The organism is Nitrincola nitratireducens (assembly GCF_000585235.1).
Lineage (GTDB): Bacteria > Pseudomonadota > Gammaproteobacteria > Pseudomonadales > Balneatricaceae > Nitrincola > Nitrincola alkalisediminis.
Map to the genome: position 1 here is coordinate 99,066 of NZ_AONB01000002.1, position 20,484 is coordinate 119,549.

At 47.3% G+C, this 20,484-nt stretch carries 14 protein-coding genes and 1 pseudogene; 14 read left to right on the forward strand and 1 reads right to left on the reverse strand.

From position 1 onward, the window contains the following. Positions 1-232: 232 nt before the first annotated feature. The 11 genes and pseudogenes from tkt to D791_RS21335 all read left to right on the forward strand — a co-directional run bounded on the left by tkt (position 233) and on the right by D791_RS21335 (position 14,669). Entirely contained in the window at positions 233-2,233 is a 2,001-nt protein-coding gene (tkt, locus tag D791_RS02960) for a transketolase (RefSeq protein WP_036507635.1), read from the forward strand. 42 nt (positions 2,234-2,275) lie between these two features. Then, a complete protein-coding gene (locus D791_RS02965; protein ID WP_036507638.1) occupies positions 2,276-3,295 on the forward strand; it encodes a type I glyceraldehyde-3-phosphate dehydrogenase in 1,020 nt (339 codons plus the stop codon). A gap of 41 nt (positions 3,296-3,336) precedes the next feature. Next, on the forward strand, positions 3,337-4,503 hold the full coding sequence (locus D791_RS02970) for a phosphoglycerate kinase (protein ID WP_036507640.1): 1,167 nt from the start codon (positions 3,337-3,339) through the stop codon (positions 4,501-4,503). Between the two features lie 34 nt (positions 4,504-4,537). Next, positions 4,538-5,601 (forward strand): annotated as a pseudogene (gene fba, locus D791_RS02975) (class II fructose-bisphosphate aldolase). A gap of 441 nt (positions 5,602-6,042) precedes the next feature. Continuing rightward, complete coding sequence (locus D791_RS02980) at positions 6,043-7,056, forward strand: amino acid ABC transporter substrate-binding protein (RefSeq protein ID WP_036507641.1); 1,014 nt, start codon at positions 6,043-6,045, stop codon at positions 7,054-7,056. A 104-nt stretch (positions 7,057-7,160) separates the two neighbouring features. Continuing rightward, a complete protein-coding gene (locus D791_RS02985; RefSeq protein WP_036508084.1) occupies positions 7,161-8,339 on the forward strand; it encodes an amino acid ABC transporter permease in 1,179 nt (392 codons plus the stop codon). A gap of 2 nt (positions 8,340-8,341) precedes the next feature. Further along, positions 8,342-9,436: an amino acid ABC transporter permease gene (locus tag D791_RS02990; RefSeq protein ID WP_036507642.1), complete on the forward strand. Its 1,095-nt coding sequence runs from the start codon at positions 8,342-8,344 to the stop codon at positions 9,434-9,436. Positions 9,437-9,451: 15 nt separating this feature from the next. Then, positions 9,452-10,201, forward strand: a complete 750-nt coding sequence (locus D791_RS02995; protein ID WP_036507643.1) for an amino acid ABC transporter ATP-binding protein — start codon at positions 9,452-9,454, stop codon at positions 10,199-10,201. A 255-nt stretch (positions 10,202-10,456) separates the two neighbouring features. Then, positions 10,457-11,530, forward strand: a complete 1,074-nt coding sequence (locus D791_RS03000) for an efflux RND transporter periplasmic adaptor subunit (RefSeq protein WP_157682219.1) — start codon at positions 10,457-10,459, stop codon at positions 11,528-11,530. Then, positions 11,530-13,401: an efflux RND transporter permease subunit gene (locus D791_RS21330; RefSeq protein WP_202806800.1), complete on the forward strand. Its 1,872-nt coding sequence runs from the start codon at positions 11,530-11,532 to the stop codon at positions 13,399-13,401. Before D791_RS03000 ends, D791_RS21330 begins: the two co-directional genes overlap by 1 nt. Further along, positions 13,398-14,669 (forward strand): efflux RND transporter permease subunit, encoded by a 1,272-nt coding sequence (locus tag D791_RS21335; protein WP_202806801.1) that lies wholly within the window; start codon positions 13,398-13,400, stop codon positions 14,667-14,669. The genes D791_RS21330 and D791_RS21335 overlap by 4 nt, the downstream gene beginning before the upstream one ends. On the opposite strand, the gene D791_RS03010 is transcribed toward D791_RS21335, so the two are convergent. Beyond that, positions 14,637-15,314 (reverse strand): cytochrome b/b6 domain-containing protein, encoded by a 678-nt coding sequence (locus D791_RS03010; protein ID WP_036507645.1) that lies wholly within the window; start codon positions 15,312-15,314, stop codon positions 14,637-14,639. The genes D791_RS21335 and D791_RS03010 overlap by 33 nt on opposite strands. An 88-nt stretch (positions 15,315-15,402) precedes the next feature. Between D791_RS03010 and D791_RS03015 the strand changes: the two genes are divergently transcribed. The 3 genes from D791_RS03015 to D791_RS18760 are packed head-to-tail and all read left to right on the forward strand — an operon-like array spanning position 15,403 to position 20,294. After that, positions 15,403-17,259, forward strand: coding sequence for an ABC transporter ATP-binding protein (locus tag D791_RS03015; RefSeq protein WP_237748489.1), 1,857 nt, complete (start codon positions 15,403-15,405; stop codon positions 17,257-17,259). A gap of 21 nt (positions 17,260-17,280) precedes the next feature. Further along, complete coding sequence (locus D791_RS03020; RefSeq protein ID WP_036507647.1) at positions 17,281-18,999, forward strand: sensor histidine kinase; 1,719 nt, start codon at positions 17,281-17,283, stop codon at positions 18,997-18,999. Further along, a complete protein-coding gene (locus D791_RS18760) occupies positions 18,996-20,294 on the forward strand; it encodes a diguanylate cyclase (RefSeq protein WP_051514082.1) in 1,299 nt (432 codons plus the stop codon). Before D791_RS03020 ends, D791_RS18760 begins: the two co-directional genes overlap by 4 nt. Positions 20,295-20,484: the final 190 nt, after the last annotated feature.

Here is a 20,484-nt window from a genome sequence, read left to right on the forward strand (position 1 = left end):
ATATCCTCAAAAGGGTAAGGGTTTTTATTTAGGCCTTTGCCGACATTTTAACGGCTCTGGCTAGGTTTTTCATAATTGAATTGCCCATTTAGGGTGAAATATTCTGTGTTTTCGTATGAAATTCTCTCTTTTAGGTGAATTGCATTTGAAGCTAAGCCCTATCTGGGCGAAAATTAGCAACTAAATTATCCGAACCAAAATCTAATTGGGTTTAGACCCAGGAGTTGAGTCAATGTCCTCTCGCCGTGAACTTGCCAATGCTATTCGTGCATTGAGCATGGACGCTGTCCAGAAAGCAAAATCCGGTCACCCCGGAGCCCCCATGGGAATGGCTGATATAGCTGAAGTCCTATGGAACGACTTCCTGAAACATAATCCGGCTAATCCTTTGTGGTTTGATCGTGACCGTTTTGTACTCTCAAACGGGCATGGCTCAATGCTGATATACTCTTTGCTACATTTGTCCGGTTACGATGTCTCCATCGAAGATTTAAAAAACTTCCGTCAGCTGCACAGCAAAACAGCTGGGCATCCAGAGTATGGCTATTGTCCTGGCGTTGAAACCACTACGGGACCTTTGGGCCAAGGGATCACCAATGCCGTGGGTTTTGCTCTCGCTGAAAAAGTGCTCGCTGCTCAGTTCAATAGAGAAGGTCATGACATTATCAACCATTACACCTACACATTCTTAGGTGATGGCTGCCTAATGGAAGGTATTTCTCATGAAGCTTGCTCTTTGGCAGGAACGCTTGGCTTAGGTAAACTCATTGCATTTTGGGATAATAACGGCATTTCAATTGATGGCGAGGTTGAAGGTTGGTTCACCGATAATACCCCAGCACGCTTTGAAGCCTACGGCTGGCATGTGATTGCTGATGTTGACGGTCACGATGCAGATCAGATCCGTGCAGCAATTGAAGAGGCGCAAGCCAATACAGAGCAACCCACGTTAATCTGCTGCAAAACCATTATTGGCTTTGGATCGCCCAATAAACAGGGTAAAGAAGATTGTCACGGCGCGCCTCTTGGTGACGATGAAGTGTTACTGGCACGTGAGCAATTGCAGTGGCCACATCTACCCTTTGATGTTCCAGGGGAAATTTACGATGACTGGGATGCGCGTGAAGCCGGCCAGCATGCTGAAAATGACTGGAATGAGCGCTTAGCTGCCTATAATGCAGCCTATCCTGAGTTGGCCACGGAGCTGTTGCGTCGTTTAAGTGGCGACTTGCCTGCGGATTTCGAAACACAGGTTGATGCTTGGATCGCAGACATTGCGGCTAAAGGCGAAACCATTGCGACGCGTAAAGCCTCGCAAAATGCACTCAATGCGTTAGGACCGATTTTGCCTGAGTTTTTGGGTGGGTCGGCTGACTTGGCGGGTTCTAACTTGACGCTGTGGGCTGGCGCGAAAGGCGTCAGCAAAGACGATGCGGCGGGTAACTACGTCTATTACGGTGTTCGTGAGTTTGGCATGAGCGCAATCATGAATGGCATTGCCCTTCATGGCGGCTTCATCCCTTATGGCGCCACCTTCCTTGTTTTCATGGAGTATGCACGCAATGCAGTTCGCATGGCGGCATTAATGAAACAGCGTGTTATTTTCGTGTATACCCATGACTCCATCGGCTTAGGGGAAGATGGACCAACACATCAGCCGATTGAGCAAATCTCTAACCTGCGTCATACACCGAACATGGAAACTTGGCGTCCTTGCGATGCGGTGGAATCGGCTGTGGCTTGGAAATCTGCTGTTATGCGCGTAGACGGTCCCAGCGCTTTGATTTTCTCTCGTCAGAACTTAGCACATCAACCACGCTCTACGGAGCAGGTGGCTGACATCGCGCGCGGTGGCTATATTTTGCTAGACAGTGCTGGCGTGCCCGATGTTATTTTGATTGCGACAGGCTCTGAGGTGGAGTTGGCGGTTAACGCAGCGCATGCACTCAGCGCTGAAGGTAAAGCGGTACGTGTTGTCTCTATGCCCTGTACTGAGCGTTTTGATAAACAAGATACCGCCTACCGTGAACAAGTCCTTCCGGCTGCAGTCACTGCACGAGTGGCGGTTGAAGCGGCTCAGGCTGACTTCTGGTACAAATATGTCGGTTTGCAAGGTGCGATCGTGGGAATGACGTCATTCGGTGAGTCTGCCCCAGCAAATGAGCTGTTTGCTCACTTTGGATTTACCCTTGATAACCTAGTAAAAACGGCAAACTCCGTTATCAACGTTTAACAATACCACCACCTGAGCAGGCGTGTTGATGAGAGCAGTAGAATGACGTTTCGAGTTGCGATCAATGGTTACGGTCGTATAGGCCAAAGTCTGCTTAGAGCGGTGTATCAAAGAGGGCTGCAATCAGATCTTAAGATTGTAGCGCTCAATGAGTTAGCCGATATTGAAACCTTGGCGTATCTAACACGTTACGATACGACGCATGGGCGCTTTCCCTTGTCGGTCTCTCATCAGCACGATCAGTTGTTGATCGGCCAGGATTCAATACAGGTGTTGGGAATCTCGTGCGCGAACGAATTGCCTTGGCAGTCACTGGACATTGATTTGGTGATGGAGTGCTCGGGCAGTTTTTCGAGCCGTGAGGCTGCCGAGCAGCATTTACGCAGCGGTGCTAAGCGCTTGTTGTTTTCGCATCCAGCTGAACCTGATATTGATGCAACGGTGGTGTATGGCTTTAATCATCACTTGATTAAACCTGAGCATCGTTTGTTATCCGCCGCATCTTGTACCACGAACTGCTTAATCCCGGTGTTGGATGTGCTGGATAAAGCCTATGGTATCCTGAATGGTGTCACAACGACGATCCATTCTGCGATGAACGATCAGCCCGTGATTGATAGTTACCATCATACCGATCTACGTTTGACGCGAAGTGCTTTGCATTCGATCATTCCAGTGGATACGGGATTAAGTAAAGGCATTGATCGATTATTGCCCCACCTTGCAGGTCGTTTCGAATGTTTGCATGTTCGGGTGCCGACCATTAACGTGTCTTTAATGGATCTTTCAGTCAATGTTGAGCGGTCGACAACGCCTGCAGAGGTGAACCGCTTGCTGAAAGACTATGCGGAGTCAACTGCACACTTCGGTTTGGTTGGCTACACAGAAGAGCCGCATGCCTCCGTTGATTTTAACGGTGATCATCGCTCGACCATTGTCGATGGGACGCAGACCCGGGTGTCAGGTGGACGCTTACTTAAGCTGATGTGTTGGTTTGATAATGAATGGGCTTATGCTAATCGTATGCTGGATGTAGCGCAGTATTGGTTAAATCAACGTTAACTTTTTAATTAAACTACTCAGACAAAACAGGACTACTCAGTATGAGCGTGCTTAAGATGACAGATTTGGATCTATCCGGTAAACGGGTGTTGATCCGCGAAGATCTTAATGTTCCAGTTAAGGATGGCAAGGTTACCTCTGATGCCAGAATCCGCGCCTCTTTACCCACCATTGAGTTGGCATTGAAAGCTGGTGCTAAAGTCATGGTTATGTCTCACCTGGGACGTCCAACCGAAGGTGAGTTTGACGAAAAATATTCTTTAGCGCCCGTTGCTGAATACTTGTCTGGGGTGTTAAAGCGTCCAGTTCCCCTGATTCGTAATTGGATTAACACGCCATTTGAAGTGGCGGAAGGGGACTTGGTATTACTGGAAAACGTTCGCTTCAATGCGGGTGAAAAAAAGGATAATGACGCACTTGCTAAAGCCATGGCGGACTTATGTGACGTCTTTGTTATGGATGCCTTTGGTACGGCCCATCGTGCTCAGGCATCAACGCACGGTGTTGCTAAGTTTGCGCCGATTGCCTGTGCTGGACCTCTCTTAGCCAATGAGCTGGATGCGCTTGAAAAGGCGTTGGCGAATCCTGTGCGTCCGATGATGGCGATCGTCGGTGGGTCGAAGGTGTCCACAAAGCTTGAAGTACTGAACTCCTTATCCGATCAGTGCGATCAGTTAATTGTAGGCGGTGGGATAGCGAATACCTTCTTAGCCGCAGCAGGTAAGCCTGTTGGAAAATCACTGTGCGAGCATGATTTGATTCCAGCCGCTCAAGCCTTGATGGCCAAAGTGAACATTCCGTTGCCTGTCGACGTGGTTGTGGCCAAAGAGTTTTCTGAGACGGCAGACGCTGTTATTAAGCTAGTGGACGAGGTCGCAGAAGATGAGATGATTTTGGATATAGGTCCTCAATCAGCTCAGAATCTCGCTGCGTTACTGAAATCGGCTGGGACGATTATTTGGAACGGCCCCGTTGGTGTGTTTGAGTTTGACCAGTTTGGTGAAGGCACAAAGACGGTTTCCTTAGCCATAGCGGAAAGCGATGCCTTCTCGATTGCGGGTGGGGGTGACACCTTGGCCGCCGTCGATAAATATGAAATTGCAGCACAAGTGTCTTATATTTCAACAGGCGGTGGTGCATTTCTTGAATTTGTAGAGGGTAAGGTATTGCCCGCTGTCGCCATGCTTGAGCAGCGTGCAGCAGAATAAAATTATTTTAAATTTAGTCAGTTGAGGATTTCTGATGGCTCTTATTTCTATGCGACAGCTGCTGGATCATGCAGCAGAATACGGTTATGGCATACCTGCGTTTAACGTAAATAACCTAGAACAAATGCGTGCAATTATGGAAGCGGCCGCAAAAACCAACTCACCTGTTATCGTGCAAGCATCTGCTGGGGCACGTAAGTATGCAGGTTCAAACTTCCTGCGTCATATGATTCTGGCTGCCATTGAAGAGTTTCCGCAAATTCCTGTGTGCATGCACCAAGATCATGGCACCAGTCCAGCGGTTTGCCAGCGTTCAATCGCGATGGGTTTTTCCTCTGTGATGATGGACGGCTCGTTAGGCCCAGATGGCAAAACACCGACAACCTATGAGTACAACGTTGACGTGACGCGTCGCACCGTTGAAATGGCGCACGCTTGCGGTGTTTCTGTTGAGGGGGAACTGGGCTGTTTAGGATCCCTTGAAACAGGGCAGGCTGGCGAAGAAGATGGCATTGGAGCCGAAGGCATCCTGTCTCACGATCAAATGCTGACAGACCCAGAAGAGGCTGCGGACTTTGTTAAGAAAACCGGTGTTGACGCGTTGGCAATTGCTATTGGCACCAGCATGGTGCGTACAAGTTTAGCCGTCCACCCACAGGCGATACCCTGGCCATTGAGCGAATCAAAGCGATTCATGCGCGTATTCCAGACACCCATCTCGTGATGCACGGTTCGTCCTCTGTACCACAAGACTGGCTGGCGATCATCAACGAATTCGGTGGTGAAATTCCAGAAACCTATGGTGTGCCTGTAGAGGAAATCGTACAAGGGATTAAGCACGGTGTGCGCAAAGTGAATATTGATACCGACTTGCGTTTGGCTTCAACGGGCGCTGTACGCCGCTTCCTAGCGCAGCATCCATCAGAGTTTGATCCGCGTAAGTACCTAAAAGAAACAATGACGGCGATGAGAGATGTATGTATCGCACGTTATGAAGCCTTTGGTACGGCGGGTCATGCGAGCAAAATTACGCCGATTTCACTTGAAAATATGGCGGATCGTTATGAGGCTGGCTTGCTAGACGTGACGGTTCGTTAAGCATCTTACCGCTGAAGAGGGCTGTACTAGCCCTCTTTTTTTGTTTTAAAATTTTTTACTTACACCCCTTCCCCTATAACTAATTTCTTAATTAACAAAGGTTAATTTATGCCTTGGTTATAAGAGATCTGCATTTTATGTTTGAAGTCTATTTTTAGTTTCAATCCTTAGATAGCGAACTAGGTTTTTAGACCATTATTAAAAAATAATGCACCAAACTGCGCTTTTTACTAAAATTCTGCTGTTCATCTTCCATTTTTTGCGCTATTTTCTATCAAGCTAAAGCCTTTTAATAAATAGAAGCGGCATGAACGCTCGAAGATTCCTCCTTCTGAAGTAGTTACACTTCTTTGGCATGCGGATTGCATTATCTCTCGGGCGTTTATGCGTGACATCTTAATGTTGCGTAAAACAATAAATAATGTTCATGGGAGATTTTACATGAAGAAGATTGCAACACTTGTAGGCGCTACAGTCGCGATTATGGCAACTGCTGGAGCTCATGCGAACACATTGGAAACGGTTAAAAACAGAGGCGCAGTGCAGTGTGGTGTCAGTGATGGTCTTCCTGGCTTCTCGGCAACCGACAGTTCTGGTCGTTGGCAAGGCATCGATGCTGATGTATGCCGTGCAGTTGCGGCAGCTGTTTTTGGTGATGCCGAAAAAGTTAACTTTGTATCACTCACAGCAACCGAGCGCTTTACCGCACTGCAATCAGGCGAGATCGATATTTTATCCCGTAACACAACTTGGACACTGACACGCGATACGTCACTGGGTCTGAATTTTACCGGTGTGAATTACTACGATGGTCAAGGCTTCCTGGTTAGCAAAGATTTAGGCGTAGACACCGCCAAAGAATTGGATGGAGCGTCTGTTTGTATCCAATCCGGTACGACAACCGAGCTTAACCTAGCGGATTACTTCCGTGTTAACGGCATGAGCTACGAGCCTGTTCTTTACGATACATCTGATCAAACCGTTGGTGGTTTTGAAGCGGGTCGTTGTGACGTATTAACCTCTGACCAATCTCAGCTTTACGCGTTAAGAATCCAACTTTCTGATCCAGATTCAGCCGTTGTTCTGCCAGAAGTTATTTCTAAAGAACCTTTAGGGCCTGTTGTTCGTCAAGGCGATGATGCTTGGTTCAACGTTGTGAAATGGTCTCTTTACGCCATGATCAATGCTGAAGAAATGGGTATTACAACAGCCAATGCAGAGGAAATGAAGTCCTCTAATGACCCTGGAATCCAGCGTTTCTTGGGTGTAAATGGCAATATGGGTGAATTGTTGGGTGTCAGCAACGACTGGGCATTCAACATTACTAAACAAGTGGGTAACTACGGTGAAGTGTTTGAGCGTACCGTTGGTACGGGTTCACCGCTGAACATTTCTCGTGGTTTGAACGCGCTGTGGTCCGATGGTGGTCTGCAATACGCGCCTCCTGTCCGTTAATCGGTTATTAGCCTAATGATCAGCCGAGCAAGGAGATCCCTTGCTTGTGCTGGTCGCTTCGATTTTGCTGGGCTTTCCTAGCCGTTTATGGGGCTGATTACATCATGAATCCAAATAACCGTAATGGGCTTTCTCGTCTGTTTTACAATCCAACGGCGAGAAGTCTTTTCTTTCAAGCGTTAATTCTGGGCCTATTGCTTTATTTTGTGATGACGATCGTAGGTAACGTCATGACAAACTTAAATCAACGAGGCATATCCACAGGGTTTGGTTTTTTAAGTCAACCCGCTGGGTTTGGTATTTCACAAACACTTATTGAATATAACGAAACCTTTACGTTTGGTCGTACTTTCTTTGTCGGCTTATTAAACACCTTGCTTGTCTCTTTCTTGGGGGTTATTGCTGCAACCTTTTTGGGAGTGGTGGTTGGTATCAGCCGGATATCACCGAACTGGCTGCTGCGAAAAATCTCCATGGTCTACGTGGAAATTCTACGAAATATACCGCTGTTGTTACAGATCTTCTTTTGGTATTACGTGGTGTTACAAACTCTACCAAGGCCACGAGATAGTTTATCGTTTGGGGAAAGTATCTTTATCAACATACGGGGTGTGTTTGTACCCAAACCGGTTCCTGATGCTGGGTTTTCCTTTTATATCGCACTGTTAGTGGCCGCTGTGGTGGCGGTAGTCGCCCTCGCTATTTGGGCAAAACGTAGAATGCGCGATACGGGTCAGCAGTTCCCTGTGTTTTGGACATCCATTGCCATCTTGTTAGGTACGGCTGTGATTGGCTTTTTTATCACTGGACGTCCAATTATGTTGGATTACCCTGAGTTAAGAGGGCTTAACTTCCGAGGTGGGATCACAATCCTTCCTGAGCTGATTGCTTTGTGGTTTGCGTTAACCATCTATACCAGTACCTATATCGGTGAGATCGTTCGTTCAGGCATTGAGTCCGTCTCTCATGGACAAACAGAAGCCTGTCGAGCGCTAGGTCTTAACGAAGGGCATAGAATGAAATTAGTCATTCTGCCGCAAGCTATGCGCGTCATGATTCCTCCAATGACGAGCCAATACTTGAACCTAACAAAGAACTCATCTTTGGCAACCGCGATAGGGTATCCCGATTTGGTGTCTGTATTTGCAGGAACAACACTCAATCAGACAGGGCAAGCCATCGAAATCATCAGTATGACAATGTTGGTGTATTTAACCATCAGTCTGCTGGTATCAGCCTTTATGAACTGGTTTAACCGTCGTGTGGCGTTGGTGGAGCGATAGATATGTCTGAATTTGTACCCAAACCTGCCCGTCCTGCACCCATAACCGAAATTGGTGCGATTGGCTGGGCAAGAAAAAATCTATTCTCAAGTATCCCAAATACTGTGATCACCTTGCTGACTGCTTATGTGCTCTGGTCTGTTTTGGTGCCATTTTTGAGTTGGGCGTTTGTGAATGCTGACTGGGTTGGCTCGTCCAGAGCCGATTGTACCAGTGGTGGAGCCTGCTGGGTTTTCATCAGTGTACGTTTTAACCTGTTTATGTACGGCTTCTATCCGGAGGATAGCTATTGGCGGCCCAATTTGGCGTTCATTCTGTTGATTGGATTCTTGATTTGGCTTTCAATCCCGCGCATTCCGTTCAAGAAGCTAGGGGCCATTTTGGCATTGACCGTGTATCCGGTACTGGCTTACGTGCTTCTATATGGCGGCTTCGGTCTTGAGGTCATCCCGACGCATCGTTGGGGCGGGTTGATGTTGACGCTTGTGCTGGCCTTGATTGGTATAGTGGTCGCTATTCCTATTGGTGTGGTGCTGGCGTTAGGGCGCCGAAGCGAAATGCCTGTGATACGCATGGTCTGTGTCATCTTTATTGAGTTCTGGCGCGGTGTTCCGCTGATCACGATTCTTTTCATGGCCTCCGTTATGTTGCCCTTGTTTTTTGTCGGTGGAACAGATGCTGATAAATTGATGAGAGCCTTGATCGGTATTGTCATGTTCCAGTCGGCTTATATGGCCGAAGTGGTGAGGGGTGGCTTACAGGCGCTTAGCAAAGGGCAATTTGAAGGTGCCGATGCGTTGGGGCTGAGTTACTGGCAAAAAATGTTTTTGGTTGTACTGCCTCAGGCAATGAAGATCATGATTCCAGGAATCGTGAACACCTTGATTTCCTTGTTTAAAGATACCAGCTTGATCGTGATTATTGGTCTGTTGGATATCTTGGGGATGGTGCGTCAAGCCTTGGCAGACCCTGCTTGGCTGGGCTATCCCGCCGAGGGGTATTTATTTGTGGCCTTTATGTTCTGGATCTTCTGTTTCAGTATGTCGCGCTACAGTATTTATTTAGAAAACAAACTTAATACCGGCCATAAGCGCTAACAGGGGTTTTGGTTTATGACACAAGAAACTGGCAACATCATTACTCTGAAAAACGTCAACAAGTGGTACGGTGAGTTCCATGTGCTTAAAGACATCAATTTGGATGTCAAAATGGGCGAAAAAATCGTTATCTGCGGTCCGTCGGGATCGGGAAAGTCGACGATGATTCGTTGCATTAACCATCTTGAAGAACACCAAGAAGGGGACATCATTGTTGATGGCGTTATTTTAAACAATGACTTGAAGAACATCGGACAAATTCGTAAAGAAGTGGGGATGGTGTTTCAGCACTTTAATTTATTCCCACATCTGACCGTGTTGCAAAACTGTACGTTGGCTCCAATCTGGGTGAAAAAAATGCCACAGAAAGAAGCCGAAAAAATTGCAATGAAATTTCTTGAGCGTGTGAAGATTCCGGATCAGGCCAATAAGTTTCCAGGGCAGTTATCGGGTGGACAGCAGCAACGTGTGGCCATCGCTCGTAGTTTGTGTATGAACCCACGTGTCATGCTCTTTGATGAGCCAACCTCGGCGTTGGATCCTGAAATGATCAAAGAAGTACTGGACGTTATGGTTGAGTTGGCGGGTGAAGGGATGACAATGCTTTGCGTGACGCATGAAATGGGCTTTGCCAAGAAAGTGGCAGATCGCGTCATCTTTATGGATGCTGGTCAAATTATTGAAGAGAACGACCCTGAGTCTTTCTTTAATAATCCACAGTCTGAGCGTACTAAACTCTTCTTAAGTCAGGTATTAGGGCACTAATTCACCGAGACTGACAACAAGGCCGCATCCTGATTGACAGGGATGCGGCCTTTTTTATTTTTGTAAAAGAGCATTGAATAGACGTAATAGTGACGCACTTCTATGGTATTTTGATGTCATTAATCAGAGTGACAAAGATAAGGCTGTGAAACGTGGCTGAGAGCGGTGGCGAATCCAGAGCTCGAACTCTATGATCGCGTTCATGTTTATTTTCGTAAGTATTTGTGTGTTTTTAATGGTATGAATAGGTATTCAATGCATTCTCCTTGGCGCTATCGATGGTGCATGCTAACACTGCTCTTAATGTTTGCTCTAATTGGGTGTGAGGCCCAAACGGCAGCAACCCCTGCCTCTGTGCCAACGCCACGTCCTCATCTAGTTGAGTTGTTTGAAGTGACACCTGTAATGGTGGGCGCGGATCGTGTACGTACAGGAAATTTAAGAGCACAGCAGACGTTCGATTTATTCACGCGTGAGGAAGGGCAGCTTCTGCATTTGCCCTATCATCCGGGTGATCGCGTTGAGGCCGGAGCGGTGCTAGCCGAGCTTGATGATACGCAGCTGAGTGCCCAGCGTCGTCGAGTGATGGCTGAACTCAGTCGTGCCGACAGTGATTTGCAACGCGCTCGCTCCTTGGCAGGACGAAATTTGATCTCGGCAGAAGAGTTGCAACGACGTGAAACAGATTTAGCGGTTTTGCGAGCTGAACGTGAATTGTTGGATGTTCGTATGGCTTTTGCAAAAATGACAGCGCCGTTTGCTGGCGTTGTGACGCAGCGTTTGGTGGAGCCTGGTGCATTTGTTGCCAAAAATACACACCTGATGAGCCTGTCAGATCCCTCAGTATTACGAGTGGATCTGAGAGTGTCGGAGCAGGAATTGGTGTTGTTATCGGTCGGTGATGCAGTTGAGTTACAGTTGGATACGGCAGGCTCATCGCGCTTTCCAGCGTACATTAGCCGCATCTATCCCGATATTGATCCGATAACACGTCGTGGCCAGTTAGAGATTACGGCATCCGGTTTACCGTCATCGGCTCGATCCGGCCAGTTGGTTCGAGTACGCTTGACCAGTGCCATCGCTGAGCGTTTGATGGTTCCATTTTCAGCGATTCGAGTGGAGGGTGAGAACTATGTCTATGTGGTGAACCCAAATAATGAGGTCGAAAAACGGTCCATTCAACTAGGACAGCGTATTGCTGATCAAGTGGAAGTCATTGCGGGCCTGTCCAATGGCGAGTCCATTGTCATTCGTGGTTTTATGGGGCTCACTGATGGTCGTCGGGTTACACCTGTAACCCCTTTAGCCTTGCGAAATGGAGCGGGCTGATGTCAAAAGCTAACCTACGTCATGGTGCGGGTCTTGCGGGCTGGTCAATTGAGCACCCTGTCGGGGTGACTATGCTGGCGTTGGCGGTGGTAATACTCGGTCTTTTTTCATTAGGTCGACTCTCTATCGATTTACTCCCACGTTTGATTTACCCTGAAATACGGGTGACAGTGACTGATCCGGGCGTGCCAGCACTGGTGATGGAAGATCAGGTGACGCGCTTCTTAGAAGAGCAGCTTGCCGTTACAGAGGATATGGTGAGTATTCAATCGTCAACCGAGCTTGGGCGCTCAAGTGTTGACCTGATTTTTCCCTATGGCAAGGATATTGATATCGCGCTGCGAGATGCCAGTACTCGCTTAGACCGAGCCCGCCGCTTTTTACCCAGCAGTGTCGAACAACCCACCATCTTTAAGCGCGACCCGTCGCAGATACCGGTGATGCAATTTGCCATCAGTTCGGCACTGAAGGACTCGATTGAGTTGCGTAGTTGGACGGACGATGTGTTTTCAAAGTGGTTTATTAACCTACCAGGAGTGGCATCGGCGGAGGTCGGTGGTGGGCTTGAGCGAGAAATTCGGATTTTGCCAGATCCCAAACGTCTTGCCAGTTTGGGCTTAGATGTTGAGGATGTCATTGATGCGCTGAACCGTAACCATCGTCAAGATGCCGCAGGACGCTTACGGGGGGGCAGTCAAGACATTGCGGGTCGCATTAGTGGGCGCTTTGAGTCAGTGGCTGAGCTGGCACAACTGACGATCCGTCTCGCTGACGGCAGCGTGGTGTATCTGGATGAAATAGCTCAAATCCTAGATACACATAAAGATGAAGGTATACGCGTTCGAGCCGATGGTATTCCCAGTGTTCAGTTATCAATTCAGAGTCAGCCTGATGCCAACACCATCACTGTCGCTGATAATGTCAACGCGCGAATGCAGTGGTTAAAGGATCAGGATTTAATACCGGCCGATATCTTTATCCAACCCCTGTCTGATCAATCGTATTTTGTTAAACAAGCGCTCAATAACTCTGTGATTGCGGTGGTCAGCGGTGCACTTTTAGCGATGTCTGTGGTGTATTTCTTTTTGGGCAATATTCGCCGGACACTAATCATTGGTAGCGCCATTCCTATTGCTGTAATGGTGACCTTTGTATTGATGGGTGCAAGTGGCCTGACCTTGAATATCATGACGTTAGGTGGATTGGCCCTCGGCGTAGGAATGTTGGTGGATAACACCATTGTAATGCTGGAAAATATTTATCGGCATCAACGTGAAGGTGAGGGTAGTCATGAGGATGCGGCGAATGCAGCGGCAGAGGTTAATTCTGCAATTTTAGCGTCAACTTCGACAAATTTAGCCGCTATTTTACCTTTCTTATTTGTCGGTGGCTTAGTGGGGCTTTTGTTCCGTGAGCTGATCATCACCATTTCGGCGGCAGTTGTGGCGTCGATGGTGATTGCGTTGACGCTTGTTCCAGCCTTATCTGCACGTGTGATTACCCATAAAACCTCGAGGTTTAGAAAAATTGTGGATGCTGGCATCTACCGTTTGCAAGTGGCGTATTCGGCGTTTATTGCTAAGGTGCTCAAGGTGCGCTGGATGGTCCCCATTGTTTTCGTGGCAGGTTTAGCATACGCAGCGCCCGTTTTTTTGAAGGGTGCCGAAATTTTTCTTCCCGCAATGGATGATGGTCAGATACAAGCGCGATTGATTGCCGACCCGGATATTACGTTGGAAGAGATGGATCAGCGCGTTTTGCTGATTGAGCATCTTATCCAGCAAGACCCATTAGTCGAGCGTTTGTTTGTTGTATCGGGTGGCGGAGTATGGGGCCGCTCCACTCGTGAAGCGGCCAATCAAGCTCAATGACCATTCAGCTCGTGCCCTTATCGGATCGGGAACTCAGTTCACAAGAGTGGATTAATCGAACCAACCGCGCGATTGCTGAACTGCAGTTAGCGGGTATTCAGGCCAGACTGAGGCCTCAGGGGGTGCGAGGTATTCGTACCAGCAGTGGCGATGATGACATCAGTATTCGCATTCAGGGCGATGATCTTGAACAGCTTAATCGCTTAGCCCGTGAAACGCTGCAGCGGTTAACAGGGGTTCCGGGTCTACAAAACTTGGCGTTTTCGGCGGAAGAAGAAACCCAAGAGCTGGATTTTAGAGTGGATAGAGAACGAGCAGCGGCACTTGGAATTGATGTAGTGGACATCAATAGCGCACTGCTGATGGCATTGGAAGGACGTGTGGTAAATGACTATGTTGAGCAAGGGCGTAGTTACGATATCCGTATTCGTTTTTCAGCAGATTTGACTCGAGACATACAAGATATTGAATCTGTCATGCTGTTCGTCAATGGTCGCAATGCTGATCCTGTCTATCTATCGGACTTGGTGAGTGTCTCGGTTGTGCAAGCGCCCGGTAATATTCGTCGTGACAGTCAAATGCGAGTGGTGGACGTCAGCGCCTCCTTAATGAACGGTTACTCCTTAGCGAATGTGATGCAGGAGATCGATCAGCGTTTAGCGGATATGCAGATGCCCGAAGGCTACTCTCGATTTGATGGAGGAGCCGGTCAAGCCTTACAAGAGGGACAAGCCTTAACGGGCATTTTATTAGGCCTGGCGTTGTTTTTAGTGTTTGTGGTGATGGCTGTGCAGTACGAGTCGTTGCGTAACCCCGTGATTATTATTCTGAGTGTGCCTTTTTCAGCCATAGGTGTTGCGGGTGGTTTGGTCTTGCTCGACATGCCGCTGTCGATGCCCGTTTGGCTAGGTATGATTATGTTGGCGGGGATTGTGGTTAATAATGCAATCGTCCTGGTTGAGTATATTGAATTGCAACGTGACCGAGGCATGTTGCGAGATGAGGCGATTATTGCAGCCGCAAAACTTCGGTTAAGGCCTATTTTGATGACGACCTTAACCACTGTTGCGGGGATGCTGCCGTTGGCAATTGGTATAGGTGAAGGCTCAGAAATGTTGAGGCCACTGGCGGTGGCCATCGTATTTGGTTTAAGTTTTTCAACCCTGGTGGGACTGTTGCTGGTACCCGTTATCTACTCTTTGCTGCATCCAATGCAACGCAAAGAGCAGAGTGCCTTAAAAATAGAAGATGTAAGCCACGCTCGCTAGGGCTAAAAAAACAGCAATGACAAAGCGTATCCACGGAAAGGATACCAACGTGGGTTCTAGTTTTGCTAAATCCTGAGCACCTTCTGATGGCTTATTGCCCGTAAACATGGCTTTTACCAGCCCCTCTCCCATCAGTTTGTGTATCAGAATGGCCAGCAGGTGAAGACCCACTAAGATCAGGATGTAATCAAAAAACTGATGATGCCAACTGGACATCCAGCGCGTTGTATCTCGGCTGGCACTGCTGTAAAGGGGACCCGAGTATAGAATGTCGTCACTGGTATACAAGCCTGTAAGTAGCTGAAAACCAACCGCACCCAGTAAGACGATGACCATCAAGCCACCCAGCGGGTTATGGCCAACATAGTGTAAAGGCTTGCGGGTTAGGATGGACTGAGTGTATTCAACTAGGGTTTTTGGGCCGACCAAAAAACGACTGAAACGAGCGGCAGGCGTTCCGATAAATCCCCAAATAACCCGATACACGAGCAACCCCATGAGTATTTGCGCGAGGAGCATATGATGTTCTAAGGCATCAAAGCTTTGGCTCTGAGTGGCGGAGAACCAAAGTAAAAATAGCAAAAGGGGTAAACACCAATGAAAAACACGGATACTCCAATCCCAGACTTTGACGGGTGTATTCATAATTGTCTCCTTGTGGATAAGCAATAACGGCTTAAATCTTGTAAAATCATAACATACTCATATGTTAAGTTGTGTTAAGGAACGTGAATTGCGCGCTCAAGTGTCCCGACCAGTGTCTCCTATCCAAAACACACTGAAAAACTTCTTTTCAGTCTTTAAGTACAGTCGTCGAGCGTTAGAGTTGGTGTGGAGTACATCGAAGCCCCTGACGGTGGGGTTGACACTCTTAACGCTGGTCGCTGGTGTTTTGCCGGCGGTTGCTGCCTACTTAGGTCAATTGATTGTTGATGAAGTGGTAAGTTCCGTTGCGCTGAATGCGCAAGGACTGGCCGTTGACTATAAGCCCGTGATTCAGTGGGTATTGCTAGAAGCCTTAGTGTTGATGATGTTGGCGGCTGCACAGCGAGGACTCTCGGCACAACAATCCATATTACGCGCACTCATGGGGCAGCGAGTGAACGTCATGATTCTAGAAAAGGCGCAAACGCTGTCATTAGAGCAGTTCGAAGACTCTGAGTTCTATGACAAGCTGACGCGTGCACGCCGCGAGGCTTCGACACGTCCTTTAGCCTTGGTAAACAAAACCTTCAGCCTGATTCAAAACTCACTCGCGCTTTTGAGTTTTTCGATTCTGCTCATTCAGTTTTCGCCTTGGGTATTGCTGATTCTATTTGTAGCGGCATTGCCAGTGTTTATTTCCGAAGCTAAATTTTCGGGCGATGCTTTCCAGCTGTCGCGATGGCGCTCCCCAGAGTTGCGCAAACAGCTTTATTTGGAAACGTTATTGGCCAGAGAAGATAGCATTAAAGAAGTAAAGCTCTTTGGCTTAGGCCCTCGTTTTTTGGATAAATACCGTGAGATTTTCAACACGCTGTTTGGTGCAGAAAAGCGCCTGATCATTCGGCGCGATCTCTGGGGATTTGTACTAGGGCTGTTAGGGACCTTGGCGTTTTATGGTGCATATGTATGGATAGTAGTCGACACCATACAAGGCATGATTACGCTTGGACAGATGACCATGTTTTTGCTGGTGTTCAAACAAGGACAAAGCGCGATCAGTACCAATCTAACTGCGATTAGTGGCATGTACGAGGACAACTTATATCTTTCGAATCTCTACGAGTATTTAGAGCAGCCTGTGGAAAAGGAAGCAGGGGTGTTAACCCAAGGACAAGACCCGACGCAGGGAATTGTCTTTGAGAACGTCTGTTTTACTTACCCCGGGGCGACAAAACCTGCCTTAGATAATGTGAGTTTTCATTTGCCGCCGGGACAATCCTTGGCCTTGGTGGGCGAAAATGGTTCGGGAAAAACGACCCTGATTAAATTGCTGACTCGTTTGTATACACCCTCCAGTGGGCGCATTTTGCTGGATGGCAATGATCTTAACGACTGGGCACCGCACGTGCTGCGTGAGCGTGTTGGTGTCATCTTCCAAGACTTCGTGCGCTATCAGCTCTTAGTGGGTGAAAATCTAGGTGCGGGCGATGTGTCAGCCTTTGATGATGAAACGCGTTGGAAAGAAGCCGCACGTTTGGGCTTGGCCAGTGAATTTATTGACGATTTAAGCCAACAGTACCACACTCAATTAGGTCGATGGTTTCAAGGAGGGCAAGAGCTGTCTGGTGGACAGTGGCAAAAAATTGCACTGGGGCGTGCTTTTATGCGCTCTAAAGCCGATATTCTTGTTTTAGATGAGCCGACCGCCGCGATGGATGCAGAAGCCGAAGCACAGATTTTTGAACACTTTCGGCGCCATACGGAGAGGCGAATGGTGATTCTAATTTCGCATCGCTTTTCCAGTGTCCGCAGTGCAGATCACATTATCCTCATGCGACAGGGCTGTATTGTTGAGCGAGGTAATCATGACTCTTTGTTAGCGCTGAATGGCCGTTATGCCGAATTGTTTCGAATACAAGCGAAAGGCTATCAATTGGATGACTGATTTCAATATGAGGGGGCTGAGATGAAGCGCTTGGTAACTGGGTTATCAGGCTGGATGCCCGATATGACATTAACCCGCATCTCATTAATGGTCCTTTGGGTCTTTTTATTAACGGTGTTGAGTTACTTTTATTTTGAAACGACCCGTGGTTACTTGAATCGTGCATTGATGCAAAGTGAGGCAAATGTTCGTGCCTTGGCATTGACTCAGAAAGAGTTGGTTGAGGCCAAGCTGTCTGAAGTTGATCGTTCGTTGTTATTTTTAAGGGACCTATGGTTTGAATCCCCTGAAGACATTATCACTCTTCAAAAAATCATGCTTGCTAAAAAGGAGGTGAATACAGAACTACTGGATTATCTATTGATCAATGCTGAAGGTGACGTTGATACTTGGTCTCGAGATGAAGAAAGGCCACATTTATCAGATCGAGCCTATTTTCAACATTTTCAGAACTCTTTAGATGATGTTCCGTACCTCTCTTCACCCAAGCACTCGCGGGTTAAAGACTCTAGGCTTTTTATTGCAGTTGCCCGTCCATTACGTCATCAAGATACCTTTTCTGGCGTTCTGATGGCGGCTTTAGATATTGAACGATTAGCAGATGATTTAGGAGGTATTTCTGCAGGTTTAGGGTTAACAACGGCACTTTTGAAGTTTGATGGCGAGGTAATTTATCGGGTTCCTTTTGGTGCCATTGAGCCCGGCACAGTCATTGAAACCTTACATCAATGGCAGGGAGCCCCGCCTGATGATTATAGTTATCGCGGTATGGCGCCTGTGGATGGACGTTTACGCCAAATACATTATCAGCACTTAAAAAACTGGCCTCTTTTAGTTGTTGTAACAAGTGACTTAGAGCCGTTAATGTTGGACTATCAGGCATTTGTTAAAAATGAACGCTTTAAATTTAGTTTTTTTCTTGCTAGCGCCACGCTCATACTTGCACTGTGTGGTTGGTTAATCGAACGGCGACGACGTTTGGAATTAGATTTAAAGCAGCAGGAGTTGCATTATTTAACCCATTACTCTGATGCGTTGAAACGTTCGAATGATGAATTGGAGCAGTTTGCTTACATTGCCTCTCATGACTTGCGCCAACCCTTACGAATGATTGTGAGTTTTAGTCGCATACTGAGTGCGCATCCCTCAATTGCTGAGAATCAAGAGGCAAAAGAGCAAATGAGTTATGTGCTCGAAGCAGGTCAGCGAATGGATGAAATGCTGATGGCACTGCTTGAATACTCACGGATTGGCCATGATGGCGAGCCGATTATAGAGCAGGATAGCCTAGCACTCGTACAGGAGGCTTTGGTGTATTTGCATCCGGATATTGTTAAATCTCAGGCGTCTATTTCTCTGGAAGGGGAATGGCCAAGGGTTTACCTGCCTCATAATGAAGGGGTGCGTCTTTTTCAAAATCTTATCAGTAATGCCATTAAGTTTAGACAGCCATCTCAATTACCGACTATTGTCCTCTATGCAGAGGAGGTAGAAAACAGCTATAAATTTATAGTTGAAGATCAAGGGATTGGACTGGAGCAGAATCAGCTTGACCGAATTTTTTTAGTGTTTCAACGCTTAAATCCGCGCAGTGCATATGAAGGAACGGGTATAGGTCTGTCTATTTGCAAAAAAATTATTGAACGTTGCGGTGGATCGATCCATGCAGAATCAGAGGGTATTAATCAAGGGTGCCGTTTGATCTTTACACTGCCAAAGAGCGATACGAGAGCTTTATGAATGATACTTCCATTTTACAGTCAGAGAAATCTTGTCGAGTTTTGCTCGTGGAGGATGAACCTGGTGATATTGAGCTGATTCGTTATGCATTTCGAATCACGGATGGTCAAACCTTCCATCTTGAAATCGTGACCTCGTTAAAAGAAGCCATTGAGCAGCTGTCTCAACAGGAGGACGAATTTGATGTTGTATTACTGGATTTGATGCTGCCAGACAGCCAGGGTATCGAAACCTTAAGAACGCTACGCCGTCACTGTGCTGATATTCCTGTGGTAATCTTGACGAGTGTATTACATAACAAACTGATCCAAGATGCTTTGCAGGCGGGTGCTCAGGATTACCTCGTGAAAGGTGAGGAACCCCGTGCACTTCGAAAAGCGGTTCACTATGCTGTTTTACGTCATGCATTTAATCAAACGGCTCGTTTATCGGAAGCAGTGTTTAATATTACCCACACAGCCATTGCCGTGTTTGACTCACATCTTCGCGCCAAACAACGCAACCAAGCGTTTTCGATGCTCATGCAGTCCTGCGATGCATCATTGGTCACACAAACATTGGATGGTGTCTTGGATGTTTTATTGGGACAGTGTTGCTGGCCTGATATACAGATTCAATTAGAGGAAGGGGGATGCTTTGAGAAAGAAGTGACCGTTCATGCCCCTGACGAAGCACTCACATTTTTGATGAGAATGCACCGGTTGGATCGCCCAGATGGTCATCTTTCCAACTACATCATGATGCTGGATGACATCACCGAAAAGAAAAAGGCAGAGCAACGACTTGCATACCAAGCGTCACACGATGCTTTAACGGGATTGCCAAATCGCAGTTTATTCAATGATCGGCTCCAGCAAAGCATTGTCGAAAGTCGTCGATACGGACAGAGTTTCGCACTACTTTTTATTGATTTGGATGGTTTTAAAGCGGTTAATGATACTTGGGGACATGCCGTAGGTGATCGGGTTTTGCAAGTGTGCGCGGAGCGGATGCTGAACGAAGTACGTGAGTCTGATACCGTGGCACGTTTATCAGGGGATGAATTTGCAGTATTGATTAAAAACAGTGCTGTACCTGCTCACATCAACCTCGTTGCTAAAAAACTCTTAGATAGCCTTGCAGCTCCGATTCGAATTGACAAGATTGACCTCGCTATCTCCGCGAGTATCGGTATTTCATCCTTTCCGCTTGATGCGACCTCTCCCGATGATATGCTCAGCCAAGCCGACTCTGCAATGTATGAAGCCAAGCGCGAAGGTCGGAATTGTGTACGTTGGAATCAATCCTCTGCCTAAGCGTAACGGTTCTTCATAACGTCATTATGTGCAGAGGAGGCTGATGATCGTTGCAAAGCTGCTCTGATTTGAAGCAACCTTGTTCGATATACATCCCCGTTTTGGTGCGTCGCGAGGGTTTTATTCTGATCAATCGGTGTGAGTGTAGCGTGGAATCTCAAACGGCTAAGGGATCAGTTGATTACACATT

Bases quoted from the DNA above. Each gene is read 5' to 3' on its own strand.
- D791_RS02965 (WP_036507638.1), top strand. From the start codon at position 2,276: ATGACGTTTCGAGTTGCGATCAATGGTTACGGTCGTATAGGCCAAAGT.
- D791_RS21330 (WP_202806800.1), top strand. From the start codon at position 11,530: ATGTCAAAAGCTAACCTACGTCATGGTGCGGGTCTTGCGGGCTGGTCA.
- D791_RS03020 (WP_036507647.1), top strand. From the start codon at position 17,281: ATGAAGCGCTTGGTAACTGGGTTATCAGGCTGGATGCCCGATATGACA.
- D791_RS02990 (WP_036507642.1), top strand. From the start codon at position 8,342: ATGTCTGAATTTGTACCCAAACCTGCCCGTCCTGCACCCATAACCGAA.
- D791_RS03010 (WP_036507645.1), bottom strand. From the start codon at position 15,314: ATGAATACACCCGTCAAAGTCTGGGATTGGAGTATCCGTGTTTTTCAT.
- D791_RS02995 (WP_036507643.1), top strand. From the start codon at position 9,452: ATGACACAAGAAACTGGCAACATCATTACTCTGAAAAACGTCAACAAG.
- D791_RS02970 (WP_036507640.1), top strand. From the start codon at position 3,337: ATGAGCGTGCTTAAGATGACAGATTTGGATCTATCCGGTAAACGGGTG.
- D791_RS02980 (WP_036507641.1), top strand. From the start codon at position 6,043: ATGAAGAAGATTGCAACACTTGTAGGCGCTACAGTCGCGATTATGGCA.
- tkt (WP_036507635.1), top strand. From the start codon at position 233: ATGTCCTCTCGCCGTGAACTTGCCAATGCTATTCGTGCATTGAGCATG.
- D791_RS03000 (WP_157682219.1), top strand. From the start codon at position 10,457: ATGCATTCTCCTTGGCGCTATCGATGGTGCATGCTAACACTGCTCTTA.
- D791_RS21335 (WP_202806801.1), top strand. From the start codon at position 13,398: ATGACCATTCAGCTCGTGCCCTTATCGGATCGGGAACTCAGTTCACAA.
- D791_RS02985 (WP_036508084.1), top strand. From the start codon at position 7,161: ATGAATCCAAATAACCGTAATGGGCTTTCTCGTCTGTTTTACAATCCA.
- D791_RS18760 (WP_051514082.1), top strand. From the start codon at position 18,996: ATGAATGATACTTCCATTTTACAGTCAGAGAAATCTTGTCGAGTTTTG.